This window comes from Dongia soli, from assembly GCF_034044715.1.
In the GTDB taxonomy this organism is placed as follows: Bacteria; Pseudomonadota; Alphaproteobacteria; order Dongiales; family Dongiaceae; genus Dongia_B; species Dongia_B soli.
The window spans coordinates 467,240-484,485 of record NZ_JAXCLW010000002.1 but is presented as its reverse complement, the minus strand read 5'-3'; the positions used below and the strand labels follow the sequence as shown (position 1 = coordinate 484,485).

Below are 17,246 nucleotides of genomic sequence, written 5' to 3'. Positions count from 1 at the left end.
CAGTCGCTATGCTTTTCTTAACCAACGGCATTTAAGCTTTGTTGCAACTTGCCGCTTGATCCCAATTCGTCAAGCGGTTATTACTTGTATATACAGGCATGTATAACAGAGGAAAATGGAAACGCGTATGCCGCCGGCGGCTCGTGCCGGCCAGAGAAAAGGTGACTTCGGTCGCCATGCTTATCGGATCGATTGGCCAACTCTGACTTTGGCGTATGGGATTTACTTTTCCTTCCTTTTAATCACCTTCTCCTACCATTATTTACCTTGGTGGATCGTCTGTCCGCTCGGCACAATTGTCGTTGCCCTGCACGGGTCATTGCAACATGAAGGCACGCATGGCTATCCAACGCGCTGGCCGGCGGTGAATAGTTTTATCGTCGGATGGCCGCTCTGGCTCTGGTTGCCCTATCTCAATTATCGCAGCGCGCATCTGCAACATCATATCGACGAAAATCTGACCGATCCGTCGATTGATCCGGAATCGAATTATCTCACTGAGACGCAATGGTCGGCGATGTCGCCGCTTCATCGGTTGATGCGTCAGGCAATGCGCCCGCTGCTGGGCCGCATGGTTTTCGGCCCAATTTATTATGCGGTGATGGGTTTGCGCGACCTGTCGAACGCGCTGTTGCGCGGTCATCTCGCCATTTTGCGGGCTTGGGCATGGCATTTGCCGGCGGTCGCCCTGATCCTCTATTGGGTGCTGGTCGTTTGCGGCATTCCGTTGTGGGCCTACATCCTTGGCTTCGCCTATCCGGGTACGGCTCTGGCTTTGGTACGTTCCTTTGCCGAACATCGTGCCCATACTTCCGTCACGGGACGGACCGTGATCTGCGAGGCTGGCCCATTCTGGAGCTGGCTCTTCCTGTATAACAACCTGCATGTCGTGCATCACGACGAGCCAGGTCTTGCCTGGTACAAGCGGCCGGCGCGGTATCGCGTCCGCAAACCCGAATTAACCGCTCAAGCCGAACATTATGTCATGCCCGGCTATCGCCGGTTATTCGAGCGATATTCCTTCGCGGCGAAGGAACCGCTGCTGCATCCGCAATCAGAATAGCTTTTGCTTGAAATGGGATGCCAGCTTATGCCGGCACCCCGCCCTCTTCCTTCCGCTTGGCGACAAAGGCTTGCAGTGCTTCGTCGCGCGCTGAATCCAGGGCCGGCGGCGTGTAATCCCGCAAGACCTGCTTCCACAAATTATTGGCACGCTGCGCTGTGTCGAGGGCGCCGGCCAGTCGCCAGTTTTCGAAGTTCCGCCAATCGGACAGCATTGGTGCATAGAAGGCGGTTTCATAACGCGCCAGAGTATGGGCGCAGCCGAAGAAGTGGCCGCCGGGGCCGACTTCGCGAATGGCGTCGAGGCCCAGCGTATCGTCGTTGATCTCGAGCGGCTGCAAGAATTCACCCATATGCTGGATGATCTCGGCATCAACAATCATCTTCTCGAAGGACGCAACCAGGCCACCTTCCATCCAGCCAGCGCCGTGCAAAATGAGGTTGGCGTGTCCCATCACGGCGCCCCAGATCGACATTTCGGACTCATAGGCAGCCTGTGCATCGACGGCATTCGCGGCGCAGGCGTTGCTCGACCGGTAAGGCAAGCCATGCTTGCGCGCCAACTGGCCGCCGACCAGCGCTGCACGGGTATATTCCGGTGTGCCGAAGGCTGGAGCGCCGGTCTTCATATCGACATTCGAGGTGAAGCCGCCATAGACGCAAGGTGTACCGGGATTGACCATTTGAATAAAAGCGATGCCGGCCAAGGCCTCGGCGTTCTGCTGGGCCAAGGCGCCGCCGATCGTCGCAGGTGCCATGGCGCCGCTTAAGGTAAAAGGCGTCAGCACGACCGGCTGGCCATGGCGCGCCATTGCCATCAGGCCCTGCAGCATCGGGATATCGAGCCGCAGCGGCGAGTTGCTGTTGACGATGGAGAAGAGGCTCGGCTCGCGCCGCAGTTGCTCCTTATCGATACCGCGCGCAATGCAGATCATCTCGATCGCGTCTTCGATCCGGTAGCGTCCCAGCGAATAGGGGTGCCAGATCTTGTCGGTCAGGGTGATCGCCGCGTAATGGGCATCGAGATGGCGCGTCGAAGGCGGACGATCCGCCGGTTCCACCGGATACCCACCGATGAACTGTACCACGTTCAGGCTTTGGCACAGGCGCATCAGATCGGCATAATCGTCGAAATTGCCCGGCCGACGGCCACGATCCAAATCCGATACGTTCGGCGCCGAGGCAACCGAGCCGAAATTGATGTAATCCTTGCCGAAGATCAGATTGTGTTCAGGGTTGCGGGCGTGCAGCGTGAACTGCGACGGTGCCTTGGCAACATATTCCGTTACCATATGTCGGTCCAACCGGACCCGGTCGGAACCGGGCACCACATCTGCACCCTTTTGCTTGAGGATTTCCCGGGCTTCGGCATCGAGGAATTCGATGCCCATTTCTTCCAGGATCCGCAAAGACGCCTGATGAATGGCTTCGAGCTGATCGTCGGATACGACCTCGATTGGCTTATAGGGGTTCCGATATTGCCGCCAGGGCAATTGTTTCAGGCCTTTATCGCCCCCGCGCCGCTCACGGCGCACCCTCTGTTCACGCGACATGGATCGTGCTCCCATCCCATTGGACAGCCAACCGGTTCCTTACTTGGGTCGGCCATCAAGCTTTCCGTTATGACAGCACTCAAACACTCCCCCGCACATCTGACAAGCAGCCGGTCGGCGCAATTTAATCATGAGCGATTGTGTTTTTTGAATTGAGCAAGCCACCTATATCGGGCCGATAAACATAAAGGCCGCCCCGAAAGGCGGCCCTTCAGCTCAGCACAGGCTGGATGTCAGTTGGCGGAAGACACCACGATGGGCGCCCCGACACCTTCCCGAACGGTCACCTTGACGGTCTTGGTCTGACCAGCCTGGACGGCGAGGTTCTCCCGGCCCCACATCTTGCCGTAGCGCGCGATCAACAGGTAATTGCCTTCGCGCAGCATGACATTGGGCGTTGTGCCTTCCTTCTCGGCAATCAATTCGTATTCACCCTTCTCATTCGGCTTCTGCCGCACGATTTGATAGGTGACCTTTTTTGTGACGGCCTTCTTATTCGCAACTGCAGCGAGCTTGGCATAGCCCGCATAGAGATTGATAGTGTAATCATAGGCCTGTCCCGCTGCCAGCGGCACCACCAGATCAGCTGTCGTCTCCTTATATTTGGCGCGCACCACATAGCCGCCGGCCATAAGCGAGAAATTCGCGGTCGATCCCTTGGACTTGTCGACCAGGACGCCAGCCTCGGTCTTCCCTTTTTGATAGGTGTAAACTTCCCACTCGATCGGCTCGGTGATCGGCTTGCGTCCACGGCTGGCGATCATGTTCAGCGAGATATGTGCCAGCCCCAGGACGACATTATGGGAAAGCTTATCGGAGCCGACGAAAACTTTCTCTTTCGTGGCAATGCCCTGGCTTTGCGCCATGACGACATAATGGCCTGTTTTCAGTTCACCGTGGAAGGTCGGGCCCGTCTGCACCATCGTCGGCTTGGTCTCCGGCTTGCCCGATTTGTCCAATTTCGTGACGGTCCAAGTGACCGGCGTCTTAATCTGGTCGCCGCTATGCCCCAAGCTGGCTGTAAAGGTCACATCGGCTGCGAAAGCCGGGGCGCAAAGGCTGCCGGCAAAGAGCGCGGCAAGGAGAGATGGAAGACGAAGCAGCTTGCGCACGGGGAACCTCTTGCAGATCGAGCGGGGGGCGATGTCGCGGACTGGCCTTTTAAATAACCCACCGACTCGAGCGTTAACAAGGCCTATTTCGTGCAAGGCCTTGGAATCACTCAAATATTAACCTTTGTAAGTAGACGCGTAACGGGTGGCGGTTTCAGACGCTTTGGCTGTATTTTTTGCCTCGCGCCGGGCGCGGAGAAACGCATTCATATGAAACAAGGCATGCGCCGTCTCATAGCGCCATCCAGTGCCCGCCGGACAAGCGAGCCGCGCAAGACAACTGAAATCACGGCAGGGCTTTCCATCTTCGCTATCCACATGCTCGGCACAGCGCAAGACGTCATAACTCCGACCGTCGAAAGCCCCGACGGGACAGGTCGACAGGCAAGGTCGATCGATGCATGTGGCGCAGGGGCTTTCGGCTTCGAGCCGCGGCGGCAAAGATACCGGCTCGTCCAATAACAAAGCCGCCCGATAGGCATGCCACAGACCGAAGACGGGATGAATGAGGATAGCGATCGGCGACGGCGCCACCGGTTCCGCCCGCTGCGCCCATCGCTGGAAAGGCCACCAGGGGGGACCCCCGAATGGATAGAGATCGGTGACCGTCAGATCTCGCGCTAACTGCGACACGACCCTCTGTGTCCAGCGATCCAGCGGGTGCTGCTCTCGCGGATTGGCTTTGATGAAATCGGCCAAAGCCGGCCAAATCGCCGAGCCCGCATTACCGACCAACACTAATTGTCGTGCCGTGGGCCGCATGGACAAAAGGTCGCCATCAAGCGCGGTCTCCAACGCAAAGCCGCCTCGCAAAATGAGGCCATGCGGCTCAAGCATGGCGGCTATATCGGCTGCGGTTCTCGTCATGATGGCCTATTTCAACAATAATCATGCGGCGTTTACATGCCGAAAAACGACATCGGCAAGATTGGGGAGAGATTCATGTCGCTGGAGACAGTCAATTTCATACGCATGGATGAGGGCACCGAAGCCGAGTATCAATTGCTCGACCGGTTGTACAAGGTGCATGAAGAGGGTTTGGCGGGCAATGCCATTGCCCTGCTGGATCGGCTGGCCGGCGATAAGATGGGCTACAGGATCGATCGCTACCAACACTCTCTGCAGTCTGCGACACGCGCTTTACGCGACGGCGCCGATGAAGAGAGCATCGTCTGCGCCCTCCTCCATGATATCGGCGATACTCTGGCGCCGCATAACCATTCCGATCTCGCCGCCGCGATCCTTCAGCCCTATGTGAGCGAAGACAATCACTGGGTAATCAAGCATCACGGCATTTTCCAAGGTTATTATTTCTGGCATTTCGTCGGCGGCGACCGTCATGCCCGCGAACAATATCGCGGTCATCCTCTGTTCGATCGCTGCGCCCGCTTCTGCGAGCGTTGGGATCAGGTGTCTTTCGATCCCGATTACGAGACGCAGCCTATCGAAACCTTCATGCCGATGGTCGAGCGCATCTTCGCCCGTCAGCCGTTCGGCGATCACATTAAAGTCCGGATGGCGGACCTGGCGTAAATCGAAACGGGGCGCGTGACAGCGGATTCAATCGGTCTCCATGATCTTGACCAGATCCGCCTCGCGCCCTCGGTAATCTTCCCCAACGAGAATGATATTGACGTTCTCGCCATCGCTGGAAAGCGGCAGGCGCAGGACGTGATAGGCGTCGACCTCGATGCCGTTCCGCCAATAGGTATTACGCACATAGACAGGCAGGCGATCTCGCACGATCTGCCGATAGGACGACGCGACGGCCTCACGAAAAGCTGCGGGCGTGAAATTCGAAACCAGCATGCCGGTGATGTCGCGTCCATGCAGGTTAAACGTTCCGCTGCCGGCCAGTCGCACTCGAAAATCGTCGCCGCCATCCAACACATCGAACATCAGGAGCCGTGGCAGGATGAACCCAAGCTCGGTCGGATCGATATCTGCTCGGGATGGGGCAAAACGCCCGCGACAGAGACCTCGCCAGTAATCATATAAGCGCGCGAGGGTCGGTAACTCGATCGCTTCGGTATCCAGAAGCACAGCCTCGACGGTGAGATCCCCCATGGCGCGGCTCACTATCCCTTTTTCAGCTTCGCTGTTCCCTGCCAGAGCGGGCGGCTCATGGTCTCGGTGAAATTGGAGAACATGATGTTATAGGACATGCTGACGCGGTGTTCGTCGCTGCGATTGACCGGCACCGAATGCACCAGCCAGGAGGGGAAAAGCACGAAACGCCCTTCCTTCAGCTCGAGCCTGATCTCATTGCCCATATATTTGTTCCATTGCCGGACCGTTGGCATGACCGGCGCCGCTTGTGTCCGCGGATCGCTGAACACGATCTGCTCAGTACCGGGCGGCAAGGAAACATAATAGACGCCACTCAGGAAGTTGTTTGGATGCATATGGGCCGAGTTCAACCCGCCTTTCGGATTGATATTGGCCCAGCAGCCCGTGATCTCGAAGCCGGTATGCACGACTTGCAGAAAGTCGAGCGTGGCTTTCGCCGCCTGGCGCACCATGCCGCTGAATTCATTGAATTCGGGCCGTTGATGCAGGACCGGATCGGTCTGCCAGGTGCCGCCGACCGGCAGCTCCTTCCGCGGTTCCGTCAGCTCGTAAATGTGCTTCTTGAGATGCGCATTCAGACTGGCGGCCTTGGCCGGTTCCAGATCGACCACCCAGATCGGGGTGGGAAACACATCTTTGACTTCCGTACGCGCAAACATTCCAGACGACTCGCATTCGTTAACATGGTCCAGCGTCATCATGCAGAAGACAGCCGGGGGGACGCAATCTGGCCATGAAACTGTCAAAGCCTGTGCGCCGGATCACAGCGTTAAAGCCAATGTTGCGTCAATCCTCTGGCCGTGAGTACCGGCATTCCCTGTCAGCCGGTGCAATGGAGGAAAAGATGCTGATGCGGTTGATGACGCTCGCAACCTGGCTGATGCTGATCGTCTGCTTTCTCGCCGGCGCCGCAATTGCCATGGCAGCGCCCATGACCGGCATGGCCTCGGTATCGGCAAGCAAGCCTACATCCGCGGCCAAAGGCGATCGCGACCAGGACATTTATGAGTTCGACCACCTGCCGCCGCCAACGGGTGCCACGCAGCCGCCAGCCGACGCAGTCCATTCCTAAAAGCCGCATAACCAATGGGCTAGAAGGAAGCGTTCTAGCATCGTAGCAGGAACGCCGCGACTTCAATTGATGACGCCTTCCATAGCCAACAGCTCGGCATCTCGCAGCGCTGAAGGTGTCGCCCGCTCGCGTCGCGGCGTCTTGCCGAAGAAGTCCCGATAGCATTTCGAGAAATGTGACGCTGAGACGAAGCCACAGGCCAAGGCGATGTCGATGACCGACATATTGGTCTGAAGCAGCAGCAGCCGAGCCCGGTTGAGCCTCAGTTCGACATAATACCGGGCCGGCGATCGGTGCAGGTATTTGCTGAACAGCCGCTCCATCTGGCGGCTCGAGAGACCAGCGGCATCGGCCAACTGACTCCGGCTCAGCGGCTCTTCCAGATTGGCTTCCATCAACTGGATGACCTGGATCAGCTTCGGATGGCGAACGCCCAGGCGGGCAGTCAGCGCCATGCGTTGATGGTCATGTCGGTCACGGATGCGCTCGTGGATGAACTGCTCCGAAACCGCCGCCGCCAGTTCGTGCCCATGCTGCTGCGAAATCATGTTCAGCATCATGTCCAGGGCCGCCGTGCCGCCCGAACAGGTGAAGCGATTCCGATCGATCTCGAAGAGTTCGGAGGTGGTCTCGATTTCCGGGAAATTCTCCGAGAAGCTTGCGAGATTCTCCCAGTGAATGGTGCAGCGATAGCCGTTCAGCATATTGGCGCGCGCCAGGATATGGCTGCCGGTACAGAGCGCGCCGATATCGGCACCCTGTCGGTCCGACCGCCGAAGCGCAGCAAAAACTGCTTTATCATCAAAGAGGTGGCCGTCGATCCCGCTACAAAGCACGACCGTTTGGTAATTGGTAATCTGATCCACCGCTCCTTCCGGCGTCAGATTGATGCCGTTGCTGGCATTGACCGGCTGGCCGTCCGGAGAAAACAGATGCCAACGGTAAAGCTCGCGGCCACTAACGCGGTTGGCGAGACGCAACGGTTCGACGGCGGAAGTAAAAGCGATCATGGAAAAGTTAGGCACCAGCAGAAACGCAATCTGCTGAGGCAGTTTCGATGGCAATGCGCCAAACATGTGAGGTCCTCATCCTCATCAATGTCGCTGACGGTCCACGATCCACCCAAGGTTTTTCAACCGTTCAGGCGCGAGGCGATCGGTCAAGCCCTCCCTGACTGACCCCGCCGTGGACAAGACATTGAGCGGCGTGAATAGACCAAATTTTCCGGTTTTTTACTAGGCCTTTATGTCGCGGATGCGAAAAATTTTCGCTCCTTACCGACGCTACAGTCCGCTTCACTAGTGCGCCACCGGACAATCCGGCAATATAACTGCCTGTTTAGCGAAATCGGTAAAAAAGTCATGCGATTAGCCGCCTCTTACCACTTGACCGCGAGACGCGGGCGAGACAATAGGTGGCGCTCGACCGCCGGAATCGCTCTTGACCGTTTGGCAGGATGCGACCGCTGAAAAACTGAGTCTCAACCGATTGGCCGGTTACCTCCATGAAACAACGCTATTCGATTTTCTCTCTGGTACGGAATGCCCTGAACTACCACGCCGACTGGCAGGAAGCCTGGCGCAGCCCGGACCCCAAACCGGCTTATGATGTGATCATCATCGGTGGCGGCGGCCACGGTCTCGCGACCGCCTATTACCTCGCCAAGGAACATGGCATCACCAATGTGGCCGTGCTGGAAAAAGGCTGGCTGGGCGGGGGCAATACCGGCCGGAACACCACGATCGTCCGCTCCAACTACTTGTGGGATGAATCGGCGCATCTCTACGAACATGCCCTGAAGCTGTGGGAAGGCCTGTCCCAGGACCTGAACTACAACGTCATGTTCAGCCAGCGCGGCATTATGAACTTGGCCCATACGGTCCATGATATGCAGGCGCTGCGTCGTCGGGTCTATGCCATCCAGCTCAACGGTATCGATTCCGAGATCCTGACGCCGGCCCAGATCAAGGAACTGGTGCCGATGCTGGATTGCTCGCCCAACGCCCGTTACCCGATCATGGGTGCCAGCTTCCAGCGGCGCGGCGGCACCGCCCGCCATGATGCCGTCGCCTGGGGCTATGCCCGGGGTGCCGATGAGCGCGGCGTCGACATCATCCAGAATTGCGAAGTCACCGGCTTCAAGATCGTCAATGGCACCGTTCAGGGTGTTGAAACCACCCGCGGTTTCATTGGCGCCAAGAAAGTTGGTGTGGTCGTCGCGGGCCATAGCGGTGTCCTCGCCGGCATGGCCGGGTTCCGCTTGCCGCTGGAAAGCCATCCGCTCCAGGCCCTGGTCAGCGAGCCGATCAAGCCGATCCTCGACACCGTGGTCATGTCGCCGCAAGTCCATGTCTATGTCAGCCAGTCGGATAAGGGTGAATTGGTGCTCGGCGCCGGCATCGACGCCTTCAACTCCTATGCCCAGGCCGGCAGCCCGCCGATCGTCGAGAACCAGTTGAACGCCCTTTGCGACCTGTTTCCGGCCTTCAGCCGGTTGCGGATGATGCGGCAATGGGGCGGTATCGTCGATACCTGCCCGGATGCCAGCCCGATCATCGGCAAGACGCCGGTGCAAAATCTGTTCATCAATTGCGGCTGGGGTACGGGCGGGTTCAAGGCGACGCCGGGTTCCGGCAATGTCTTCGCCCATACGCTCGCGCGCGGCGAACCGCATCCGCTGGCCGTCCCCTTTGCCCTGGAACGTTTCACCACCGGCTATCTCATTGACGAGCACGGCGCCGCCGGCGTGGCTCACTGACATCTGAGGCAAAAGCCATGTTTCTCATTACCTGTCCCTACTGCGGCGCCCGCGACGAGCACGAATTCGGCTATGGCCACGAAGCGCATATCGCCCGCCCCACCCCGGCCGAATACGAACAGATGTCCGATGCCGAATGGGCTCAGTATCTCTTCATGCGCAAGAACACCAAAGGCGTTCACTTCGAGCGCTGGGTGCACACCAAGGGTTGCCGCCGGTGGTTCAACGTGGCGCGTCACACCGTGACCCACGAGATTCTTGCCGTCTATGAAATGGGCAAGCCGGCACCGCAGATCGATACGGAGAAGAAGTAATGACCGCGCAGAAGAACCGCCTCGGACAGGGCGGCCGCATCGATCGGACCAAGCCGCTGCGTTTCACCTTCGACGGCAAGACCTATTACGGCTATCAGGGCGACACGCTGGCTTCGGCTTTGCTGGCCAATGGCGTGAGCCTAGTCGGGCGCAGCTTTAAATATCACCGCCCGCGCGGCATCCTCTCCGCCGGGGCAGAAGAGCCGAATGCGCTGATCCAGCTCGGGCTCGGCGATCGGACGGAGCCCAATCTCCGTGCGACACAGATCGAGCTTTATGATGGGCTGGTCGCGGAAAGCCAGAATCGCTGGCCGTCGCTGACCACCGATTTTGGTGCCGCTAACAGCATCTTTCAGAAATTCATTCCCTCTGGCTTCTACTACAAAACCTTCATGTGGCCGGCTAAGGGTTGGATGTTTTACGAAAAATTCATCCGTCAGGCCGCCGGCCTGGGGAAAGGACCGACCGAGCAAGACCCTGATCGCTATGACAAGCTCTATGCCAGTTGCGATCTCCTGATCATTGGCGCCGGCCCGTCTGGTCTGGCCGCCGCGCTCGCTGCCGGCCGCTCCGGTGCACGTGTTATCCTGGTCGATGAGCAGCAGGAGCTGGGCGGATCCCTGCTGTCCGAACGCACCGCGGAGGTCGACGGCACATCAGCGGCTGACTGGGTTGCCGGTGCTGTGGCTGAATTGGCGGCGATGCCGGAAGTCACCTTGCTGTCCCGCACCGTCGCCTGGGCGTATTACGACCATAATTCGGTCAGCCTGATGGAGCGTGTCACCGATCACCTCGGTCCGGTGGCCGGTGCCAAGCAGCCGCGCCAGCGTCTGTGGCGGGTTCGTGCCAAGGAAGTCATCCTGGCGACCGGTGCAATCGAGCGCCCCCTTGTCTATAGCGACAATGACCGCCCCGGCTGCATGCTGGCTTCGGCCGCTCGCACCTACGTCAACCGTTATGGCAGCATGCCGGGTCAACGCGCTGTTATTATGACAAACAATGACGGTGCCTATCGTGCGGCCCTGGATCTGTCCGAGGCCGGCGTGACAGTCTTTGCTGTGGTGGATCTGCGGTCCGATCCACAAGGTGAGCTGGTCAAGGCGGCGCGCGCCAAAGGCATTGAAATCATTACCGGCCATGCCATCACCGGCGTCAAAGGCAAGCTCGCCGTGACCGGCGTCGATATCATGCCGCTCACAGCCGATGGAAAAGGCGTGACCTCCGCCAGCCGCCATATCCATTGCGATCTGGTTTTGTCCTCAGGCGGCTGGCAGCCGACGGTTCATCTGCATTCGCAGACCCGGGCGAAGGTTGTCTGGAGCGACGATATCCAGGCTTTCGTCCCCGGCAACAAGCTGCCCGGCCAGAATAACCGGTCGATCGGCGGCGCTCATGGCGTCTTCGGTTTGGCGGACTGCTTGGCCGAAGGCCACGCTGCCGGCAGCGAAGGCGCCGCCAGGCTGGGCTTCGGGGCTCAAAGCGGCCAGGCGCCGAGCGTCTCGGGCGAACCCGCGGAAGGAGCGCTGTTGCCCGTCTGGATCGTGCCAAGTGACAAGCCGGTCGGCCAAGGCGGCAAGCATTTTGTCGATTACCAGAACGACGTGACCGCAGCCGACGTGATGCTGGCGCATCGTGAAGGCTATCGTTCGGTCGAGCACCTGAAGCGCTATACCACGATGGGTATGGCGACCGATCAAGGTAAGACCAGCAACGTCAACGCCCTGGCGATCATGGCCGGATTGCGCAATGTCGAGATTCCCTCGGTCGGCACGACGACCTTCCGGCCGCCTTATACGCCCGTCACCCTCGGCACCTTCTCGGGCATCGACAAAGGCGATTTCCTCGATCCGATCCGCAAGACGGCGATGCATCAGTGGCACGAGCAGCACGGTGCAGTCTTCGAATGTGTCGCCCAGTGGCACCGTCCCTATTACTATCCCAAGCTGGGCGAAACCATGCATGACGCGGTCAACCGCGAAGTGAAGGCCGCCCGTACCGGCGTCACCATCGTCGACGCTTCGACCCTCGGCAAGATCGACATCCAGGGGCCCGATGCCGCCTGGTTCCTGAACATGGTTTATACCAATGCCTGGACCAAGCTGGAGCCCGGCCGCTGCCGCTACGGCTTGATGCTGGGCGAAGATGGCATGGTCTTCGACGACGGTGTCACCAGCCGGATCTCGGAAAACCATTTCCATATGACCACCACGACCGGCGGCGCCCCGCGCGTCATGAGCTGGCTGGAGGAATGGCATCAGTGCGAATGGCCCGATAAGAAGGTCTATTTCACCAGCGTCACCGAACAATGGTCGGTTATGGCGCTGAACGGCCCGCTGTCCCGCAAGCTGCTGGAGGAATTGACGACGGATATTCCGCTCGACGATGCCACCTTCCCCTTCATGTCCTTCAAGGACGGTCATCTGGCAGGTGTGCCGGTGCGGATCTTCCGTATCAGCTTCACCGGTGAATTGAGCTTCGAAGTGAACTGCAAGCCGTCGCATGCTTTGCATGTCTGGCGCGCCTTGATGCAGGCCGGCGAGAAGTATGACATTACCCCCTACGGGACCGAGGCGATGCATGTGCTGCGCGCCGAAAAGGGCTTCATCATCGTCGGCCAGGAGACCGACGGCACGATCACGCCTTACGACCTCGGCATGGATTGGATCATGGCGAAATCGAAGACCGACTTCCTCGGCCGCCGTTCGCTTACCCGCGAGGACACGAAGCGTCCGGACCGCAAGCATCTGGTCGGCCTGTTGACCGACAATCCAAATGAAGTGTTGCTTGAAGGTGGTCAGATCGTCGCGCATGTGAAGGATAGGCCGCCGATGGAAATGATCGGTCATGTTACCTCGAGCTATTACAGCCCGAACTGCAATCGCTCGATTGCTCTTGCATTGGTCAAGAACGGCCGCAACCGCATGGGCGAAACGGTCTATCTGCCTTACGAAGGCAAGGTGATCCCCGCTAAGATCACTGAGCCCAAATTCTTCGACTCGGAAGGAAAGCGCATCAATGGTTGAAGCCTATCAGCGGCGTAGCGCCCTCAATCACTTCGGTCTGGCGGCGCGTGCCAATCAGGGCGGCCATGCGACGGCTGGCGTGATCCTGGGCGAAAGCGCCCATCGCACGATCATCAACATCCGCGGTGACGCCAATGACGCGGCTTTTATCAATGCGGTGAAATCGGTCACCGGGGTCGATCTACCGACCAAGGCCAACACGGTCAACAAGGCTGGCGACACCGGCATTCTTTGGCTGGGGCCGAATGAATGGTGGGTCGTCACCACGCCCGACCGCAGTGACGAATTGGTCCCTGCCCTTCGTCAAGCGTTCCAGGGTCAGCATACGGCGGTCGTCGATGTGACGGAATCGCGGACGGTGATCACCATCAGCGGACCGAAGGCACGCGATGCGCTGGCGCGCGGCATCAGTCTTGATCTTCATCCACGTGTCTTCGGTCCCGGTCAATGCGCCCAGACCGGCATGTCGAAATGCAACGTGCTGCTGCATCAGACCGATGACAAGCCCAGCTATGATATCTATGTGCTGAAAAGCTTTTCCGACTATCTGTGGCAATGGACGGAAAAGATTGCCACAGATTTCGGTCTGGCCATCAGCGCCGCCTAAGTCCAAAAACATTGCTCGCAAATTAGGGCCGACTGGAAACAGCGGCCCTTTTTGCCATCAATGATGTCGAGTTCCTATTTCCTGCTGAAAGCGCGCCAAGATAGCGGCAGGTTCCAACCGCTCATGTGCGAACAGAATGGAAGGCAATGCCAAACAGACTGTCAAAGCGCTCGCCAGAACGACAAGTGCGATAAAAACCAAAGGCAGTGTCGGCGCGGCAAAGTCTAGATAGAGATCGATCAAAAGGCCTGCCCCATAAAAGGCCAGCGCACCCGAGGCAAGCGGCACAAGAAACCAGTAATAAGTCCGCCCACCTCCCGCCATTTGAATTGCTTCGATAACATCAATGGCTCGATTACGCTGTTCCGCAATGGGAGGCTGCTCCAGTTGCTTTTCCACGCGACAAAACTCGAGGCAAAGGCAATCCGTAAAATGTTGCGTCATCGTCATATAGGAAAGCGTGGCAATACTGCCGACCGCCAATGTGAAGTCACCGCAAATGGCCTCACCGCTGGCTGGGCAAACATGCTGGGCGCAATCCAAACGGAAGCAGTCAATGCGGCGGGGAAAATAAATGCGCAGAAAGCGAAGATCAGTAGCGTGATCTTTTTTGCGGCGCTCAGACTCATATCCCGTACCAAGCCACGGCTAGTTGAGATCATTCAGCTATGATAATAGCTTGAGAATCCTACGACTGAGACTGAATTCTTTCATAATCTAATATAAATTGTATATACCAAAAGTAGAGGCCTGTCACGAGTCCAGGTCTGACCGCCAAGCTCTTCTCAAATATCGGTTTGAGGTGCTTCGCACTTAGGACAAATCGGCCAAGTCGGCGATGGTCTTATCCTTGAGGCTTCCGGCCAGCGCGGTTTCCCCCGCATGATACACCGCATTCAAAGAGATCTCGGCAGCGGGCTTGCTAAGCGTAAACCCGCCAAGAGAGCCCGCACGCGTTGTCACCAAGCCGCGGATCGCAGCATACACATCATCTGCCGTATGAGAACCGGGTTGGTTCCCACGATGAAGCGATGGGATCGGAAGATATCGAACGGGCCGGATGCGTGGGCGGGATGAGCAACACGTGAATTGCAATGGCAAAACGGCTACTGGGGCCCCGGCATCCACACCTCACCAATTCGTCCGTATCCGCCAAGCTGTCGGCTGCTAGAAATCACACTTCGCAGCTGTGGCATCGCAAGTTCTGCATATACGGCTCCTGCAAATCGCCGACCTCCCCAAGCAGTCCGCATGCTAAAGCTCAACCTAACGGTATCCGGCCAACTATGCCGGTAACAAAATATATGTGTCAGGGTAGAACATGATTTCAACCACCTCATCGGCAACCGGAAGCACCATGCAGGCCCTGATTTACATGGCCGCCGGCGTTTTCTTTTTTTCGGTTCTCGATGCGGTGACCAAGTTTCTGGGCGAAGGATATGGCACGTGGCAGCTCGTCCTGTTGTCGCGCATATGCCCGTTGATCGCCTCTTGCCTCATCATGTATCGCGCGACCGGCCAATATTTCGGTTTCAGGACGGCATTCTTGAAGACGCATTTGATGCGCGCGGTCTTGGTCGTCGCGACCACTTGGACTTTTTATGAATGCCTGCGGTACCTGCAATTGGCGGATGCGATTGCGATCGCGTTTGCTGCGCCGCTTTTCATCACCTCGCTATCCGGTCCCCTGCTCCGCGAACGCGTCGGCCCTCGTCGTTGGGCCGCTGTGGTGATCGGCTTTATTGGTGTCATCATTGCGCTGCGGCCCGGCCAGCACGGCATCACCTGGGGCGCGATATTGGCGCTTATCGCGGCCATCACCTATGCCCTCGGGCAACTTTGGCTCCGTCCGCTCAGTGGCAAAGAGCAGAACTTCAACATCATCTTCTATGCGACGTTATTCAGCGGCCTCGCCGCCGTCGTCCCTGCCGTTCTCGAATGGAAATCGCCAAGTGCCAGGGATTGGCTGTTGTTTCTCATTCAAGGAAGCTGCAGCGCCATTGGCCAGCTCTGCATGATCCGCGCCTTTAAAATCGGCGAGGCGTCATTGCTGGCACCCTTGGAATATACCGCGCTGTTTTGGGCGACGATCCTGGGCTTTATGTTCTGGGGCGACCTGCCGACTATCCAGGTGCTGGTCGGCGCCGCTGTCATCATCGGCTCCAGCCTCTATATCGCCCATCGCGAGGCGCAGCAGGGCAAGCGCCCTGCTGACTGCACCGTGCCGGAACAGGTGGTTTCGCCGGATTAGAAACCGGGCGTGTCTTCCTCGACATTGAGCATCTGATAGATCGGATTGAGGTCGTGCACGCCATCGACCCAGAAATCCAGATCATGCAGCCGGCCATTGCGGATGCTGTAAATCCAGCCATGAACGGTAAGTGACTGGCCCCTTTTCCAAGCATCCTGAACGATCGATGTGTGGCAGATATTCAGCACCTGCTGACGCACATTCAATTCGCACAGCATGTTGAGACGCTTATCCGCACTGGCCTCGGCATCCAGGACGCGAGCATTCGAGGCATAGATGTCCTTGATCTGGCGCAGCCAGTTATCGATCAGGCCCAGTTCGGTTCGCTCCATCGCTGCGCGCACACCACCGCAACCGTAATGGCCGCAGACAATAATATGCTTAACTTTCAGAACGTTAACCGCATATTCCAAGACAGATAAGCAATTGACGTCGATCTGATAAACCAGATTAGCGATGTTGCGGTGAACGAAAACCTGGCCGGGATCCAGGTTCAGAAGGCGATCGGCCGGCACGCGCGCATCCGAACAGCCGATCCAGAAGATTTCCGGCGCTTGTTGCTCCGCTAAGCGGGAAAAGAATCCAGGATCGCGTTCCGTCGTCTGGCGCGCCCATTCCCGGTTCCGGTCCAGAATTCGCTGCAGAAAGGCATTACTCATCTCGGTCTCGACTCACTTTTTCTTGCATCGGGGCCTGTACTAACATAGCCCTAGTCTAACTCTAAATGATCCAGATGACGTTCAGAATGCCCAATTGGCTCAAAACGACTGTTGATTATGGGCCGATTTTGGCCTTTTTCATCGCCTTCAAGATGGCCGGATTGATGACGGCCACATTGGTTCTCCTGATTGCGACAGTCATCGCGACTGCGGTGCTTTACCTGGCAACCCGCAAGCTGGCGATCGTGCCCTTAATCACACTCGTTGTGGTCGGGGTCTTCGGCACCCTCACGCTCTGGCTGCAGAACGACACCTTCATTAAAATGAAGCCGACGGTAATCCAAGGTCTTTTTGCCGTCATCCTTTTCGTCGGCCTGCTCTTGAACAAGCCTCTTATCCGCTATGTCATGGGCGGGGCGCTGCAACTGGACGATACCGGCTGGCGCAGCCTCAGCTTCCGTTTCGGCTGCTTCTTTGCCGCCATGGCCGTGCTCAACGAAATTGTCTGGCGCACGCAATCGACGGATTTCTGGGTGGATTTCAAAGTTTTCGGAATTATCGGCCTGACGATCCTGTTTATCTTCGCCCAGCTCCCCTTGATCAAACGGCACAGCATCGATCAAGGTTGAATCTTCACCGCAACTGGAGGCGACAGGGTTGAGCAAGCTAATTGTGCTGAAAGACGCCACGTTGCTCTTATGGCAACATCGGTGCAATCGAACTGATCAGCTTATCCGATCAAACCTCTCTTAGGGAATTATCAGA

18 protein-coding genes are annotated in these 17,246 nt (G+C 57.9%); 10 read left to right on the top strand and 8 right to left on the bottom strand.

The window, feature by feature from the left end; genetic code table 11:
- The first annotated feature begins 115 nt into the window (after positions 1 to 115).
- The gene (locus tag SMD27_RS08740; RefSeq protein WP_320507987.1) at positions 116 to 1,063 is read left to right on the top strand and encodes a fatty acid desaturase; all 948 of its coding nucleotides are present in this window, start codon (positions 116 to 118) and stop codon (positions 1,061 to 1,063) included.
- 25 nt (positions 1,064 to 1,088) lie between these two features.
- Here SMD27_RS08740 and SMD27_RS08735 read toward each other — a convergent pair whose 3' ends face one another.
- The 3 genes from SMD27_RS08735 to SMD27_RS08725 form a co-directional block, all read right to left on the bottom strand.
- Positions 1,089 to 2,615, bottom strand: coding sequence for a trimethylamine methyltransferase family protein (locus SMD27_RS08735; protein ID WP_320507986.1), 1,527 nt, complete (start codon positions 2,613 to 2,615; stop codon positions 1,089 to 1,091).
- A gap of 233 nt (positions 2,616 to 2,848) precedes the next feature.
- Positions 2,849 to 3,727 (bottom strand): hypothetical protein, encoded by an 879-nt coding sequence (locus SMD27_RS08730; RefSeq protein ID WP_320507985.1) that lies wholly within the window; start codon positions 3,725 to 3,727, stop codon positions 2,849 to 2,851.
- A gap of 117 nt (positions 3,728 to 3,844) precedes the next feature.
- Complete coding sequence (locus SMD27_RS08725) at positions 3,845 to 4,594, bottom strand: ferredoxin (protein ID WP_320507984.1); 750 nt, start codon at positions 4,592 to 4,594, stop codon at positions 3,845 to 3,847.
- Between the two features lie 75 nt (positions 4,595 to 4,669).
- Here SMD27_RS08725 and SMD27_RS08720 point away from each other — a divergent pair, with 75 nt between their 5' ends.
- A complete protein-coding gene (locus SMD27_RS08720) occupies positions 4,670 to 5,260 on the top strand; it encodes an HD domain-containing protein (RefSeq protein WP_320507983.1) in 591 nt (196 codons plus the stop codon).
- Between the two features lie 27 nt (positions 5,261 to 5,287).
- On the opposite strand, the gene SMD27_RS08715 is transcribed toward SMD27_RS08720, so the two are convergent.
- Together SMD27_RS08715 and SMD27_RS08710 are read right to left on the bottom strand one after the other, a co-directional pair.
- Positions 5,288 to 5,794: a PAS domain-containing protein gene (locus SMD27_RS08715; RefSeq protein WP_320507982.1), complete on the bottom strand. Its 507-nt coding sequence runs from the start codon at positions 5,792 to 5,794 to the stop codon at positions 5,288 to 5,290.
- Between the two features lie 11 nt (positions 5,795 to 5,805).
- The gene (locus SMD27_RS08710; protein WP_320507981.1) at positions 5,806 to 6,456 is read right to left on the bottom strand and encodes a TIGR02466 family protein; all 651 of its coding nucleotides are present in this window, start codon (positions 6,454 to 6,456) and stop codon (positions 5,806 to 5,808) included.
- A 185-nt stretch (positions 6,457 to 6,641) separates the two neighbouring features.
- On the opposite strand from SMD27_RS08710, the gene SMD27_RS08705 reads away from it, so the two are divergent.
- Entirely contained in the window at positions 6,642 to 6,869 is a 228-nt protein-coding gene (locus tag SMD27_RS08705; RefSeq protein WP_320507980.1) for a hypothetical protein, read from the top strand.
- Between the two features lie 62 nt (positions 6,870 to 6,931).
- On the opposite strand, the gene SMD27_RS08700 is transcribed toward SMD27_RS08705, so the two are convergent.
- Positions 6,932 to 7,945: a GlxA family transcriptional regulator gene (locus tag SMD27_RS08700; RefSeq protein WP_320507979.1), complete on the bottom strand. Its 1,014-nt coding sequence runs from the start codon at positions 7,943 to 7,945 to the stop codon at positions 6,932 to 6,934.
- Positions 7,946 to 8,373: 428 nt separating this feature from the next.
- On the opposite strand from SMD27_RS08700, the gene SMD27_RS08695 reads away from it, so the two are divergent.
- The 4 genes from SMD27_RS08695 to SMD27_RS08680 are packed head-to-tail and all read left to right on the top strand — an operon-like array spanning position 8,374 to position 13,571.
- Positions 8,374 to 9,627, top strand: coding sequence for a sarcosine oxidase subunit beta family protein (locus SMD27_RS08695; RefSeq protein WP_320507978.1), 1,254 nt, complete (start codon positions 8,374 to 8,376; stop codon positions 9,625 to 9,627).
- A gap of 17 nt (positions 9,628 to 9,644) precedes the next feature.
- Positions 9,645 to 9,941, top strand: coding sequence for a sarcosine oxidase subunit delta (locus SMD27_RS08690; RefSeq protein WP_320507977.1), 297 nt, complete (start codon positions 9,645 to 9,647; stop codon positions 9,939 to 9,941).
- On the top strand, positions 9,941 to 12,964 hold the full coding sequence (locus SMD27_RS08685) for a sarcosine oxidase subunit alpha (protein WP_320507976.1): 3,024 nt from the start codon (positions 9,941 to 9,943) through the stop codon (positions 12,962 to 12,964). The genes SMD27_RS08690 and SMD27_RS08685 overlap by 1 nt, the downstream gene beginning before the upstream one ends.
- Positions 12,957 to 13,571 (top strand): sarcosine oxidase subunit gamma, encoded by a 615-nt coding sequence (locus tag SMD27_RS08680; RefSeq protein ID WP_320507975.1) that lies wholly within the window; start codon positions 12,957 to 12,959, stop codon positions 13,569 to 13,571. Before SMD27_RS08685 ends, SMD27_RS08680 begins: the two co-directional genes overlap by 8 nt.
- A 57-nt stretch (positions 13,572 to 13,628) precedes the next feature.
- Here SMD27_RS08680 and SMD27_RS08675 read toward each other — a convergent pair whose 3' ends face one another.
- Positions 13,629 to 13,970 carry a hypothetical protein gene (locus tag SMD27_RS08675; protein WP_320507974.1) on the bottom strand — a complete coding sequence of 114 codons (342 nt, stop codon included), beginning with the start codon at positions 13,968 to 13,970 and terminating at the stop codon, positions 13,629 to 13,631.
- Between SMD27_RS08675 and SMD27_RS08670 the strand changes: the two genes are divergently transcribed.
- A complete protein-coding gene (locus SMD27_RS08670; protein WP_320507973.1) occupies positions 13,959 to 14,243 on the top strand; it encodes a hypothetical protein in 285 nt (94 codons plus the stop codon). The two genes, SMD27_RS08675 and SMD27_RS08670, sit on opposite strands and share 12 nt — an antisense overlap.
- Positions 14,244 to 14,928: 685 nt before the next feature.
- A complete protein-coding gene (locus SMD27_RS08665; protein WP_320507972.1) occupies positions 14,929 to 15,822 on the top strand; it encodes a DMT family transporter in 894 nt (297 codons plus the stop codon).
- Here SMD27_RS08665 and can read toward each other — a convergent pair.
- The gene (gene can, locus SMD27_RS08660; protein ID WP_320507971.1) at positions 15,819 to 16,481 is read right to left on the bottom strand and encodes a carbonate dehydratase; all 663 of its coding nucleotides are present in this window, start codon (positions 16,479 to 16,481) and stop codon (positions 15,819 to 15,821) included. The genes SMD27_RS08665 and can overlap by 4 nt on opposite strands.
- 65 nt (positions 16,482 to 16,546) lie before the next feature.
- Here can and SMD27_RS08655 point away from each other — a divergent pair, with 65 nt between their 5' ends.
- Complete coding sequence (locus SMD27_RS08655; RefSeq protein ID WP_320507970.1) at positions 16,547 to 17,110, top strand: septation protein A; 564 nt, start codon at positions 16,547 to 16,549, stop codon at positions 17,108 to 17,110.
- The last annotated feature ends 136 nt before the right edge of the window (positions 17,111 to 17,246 follow it).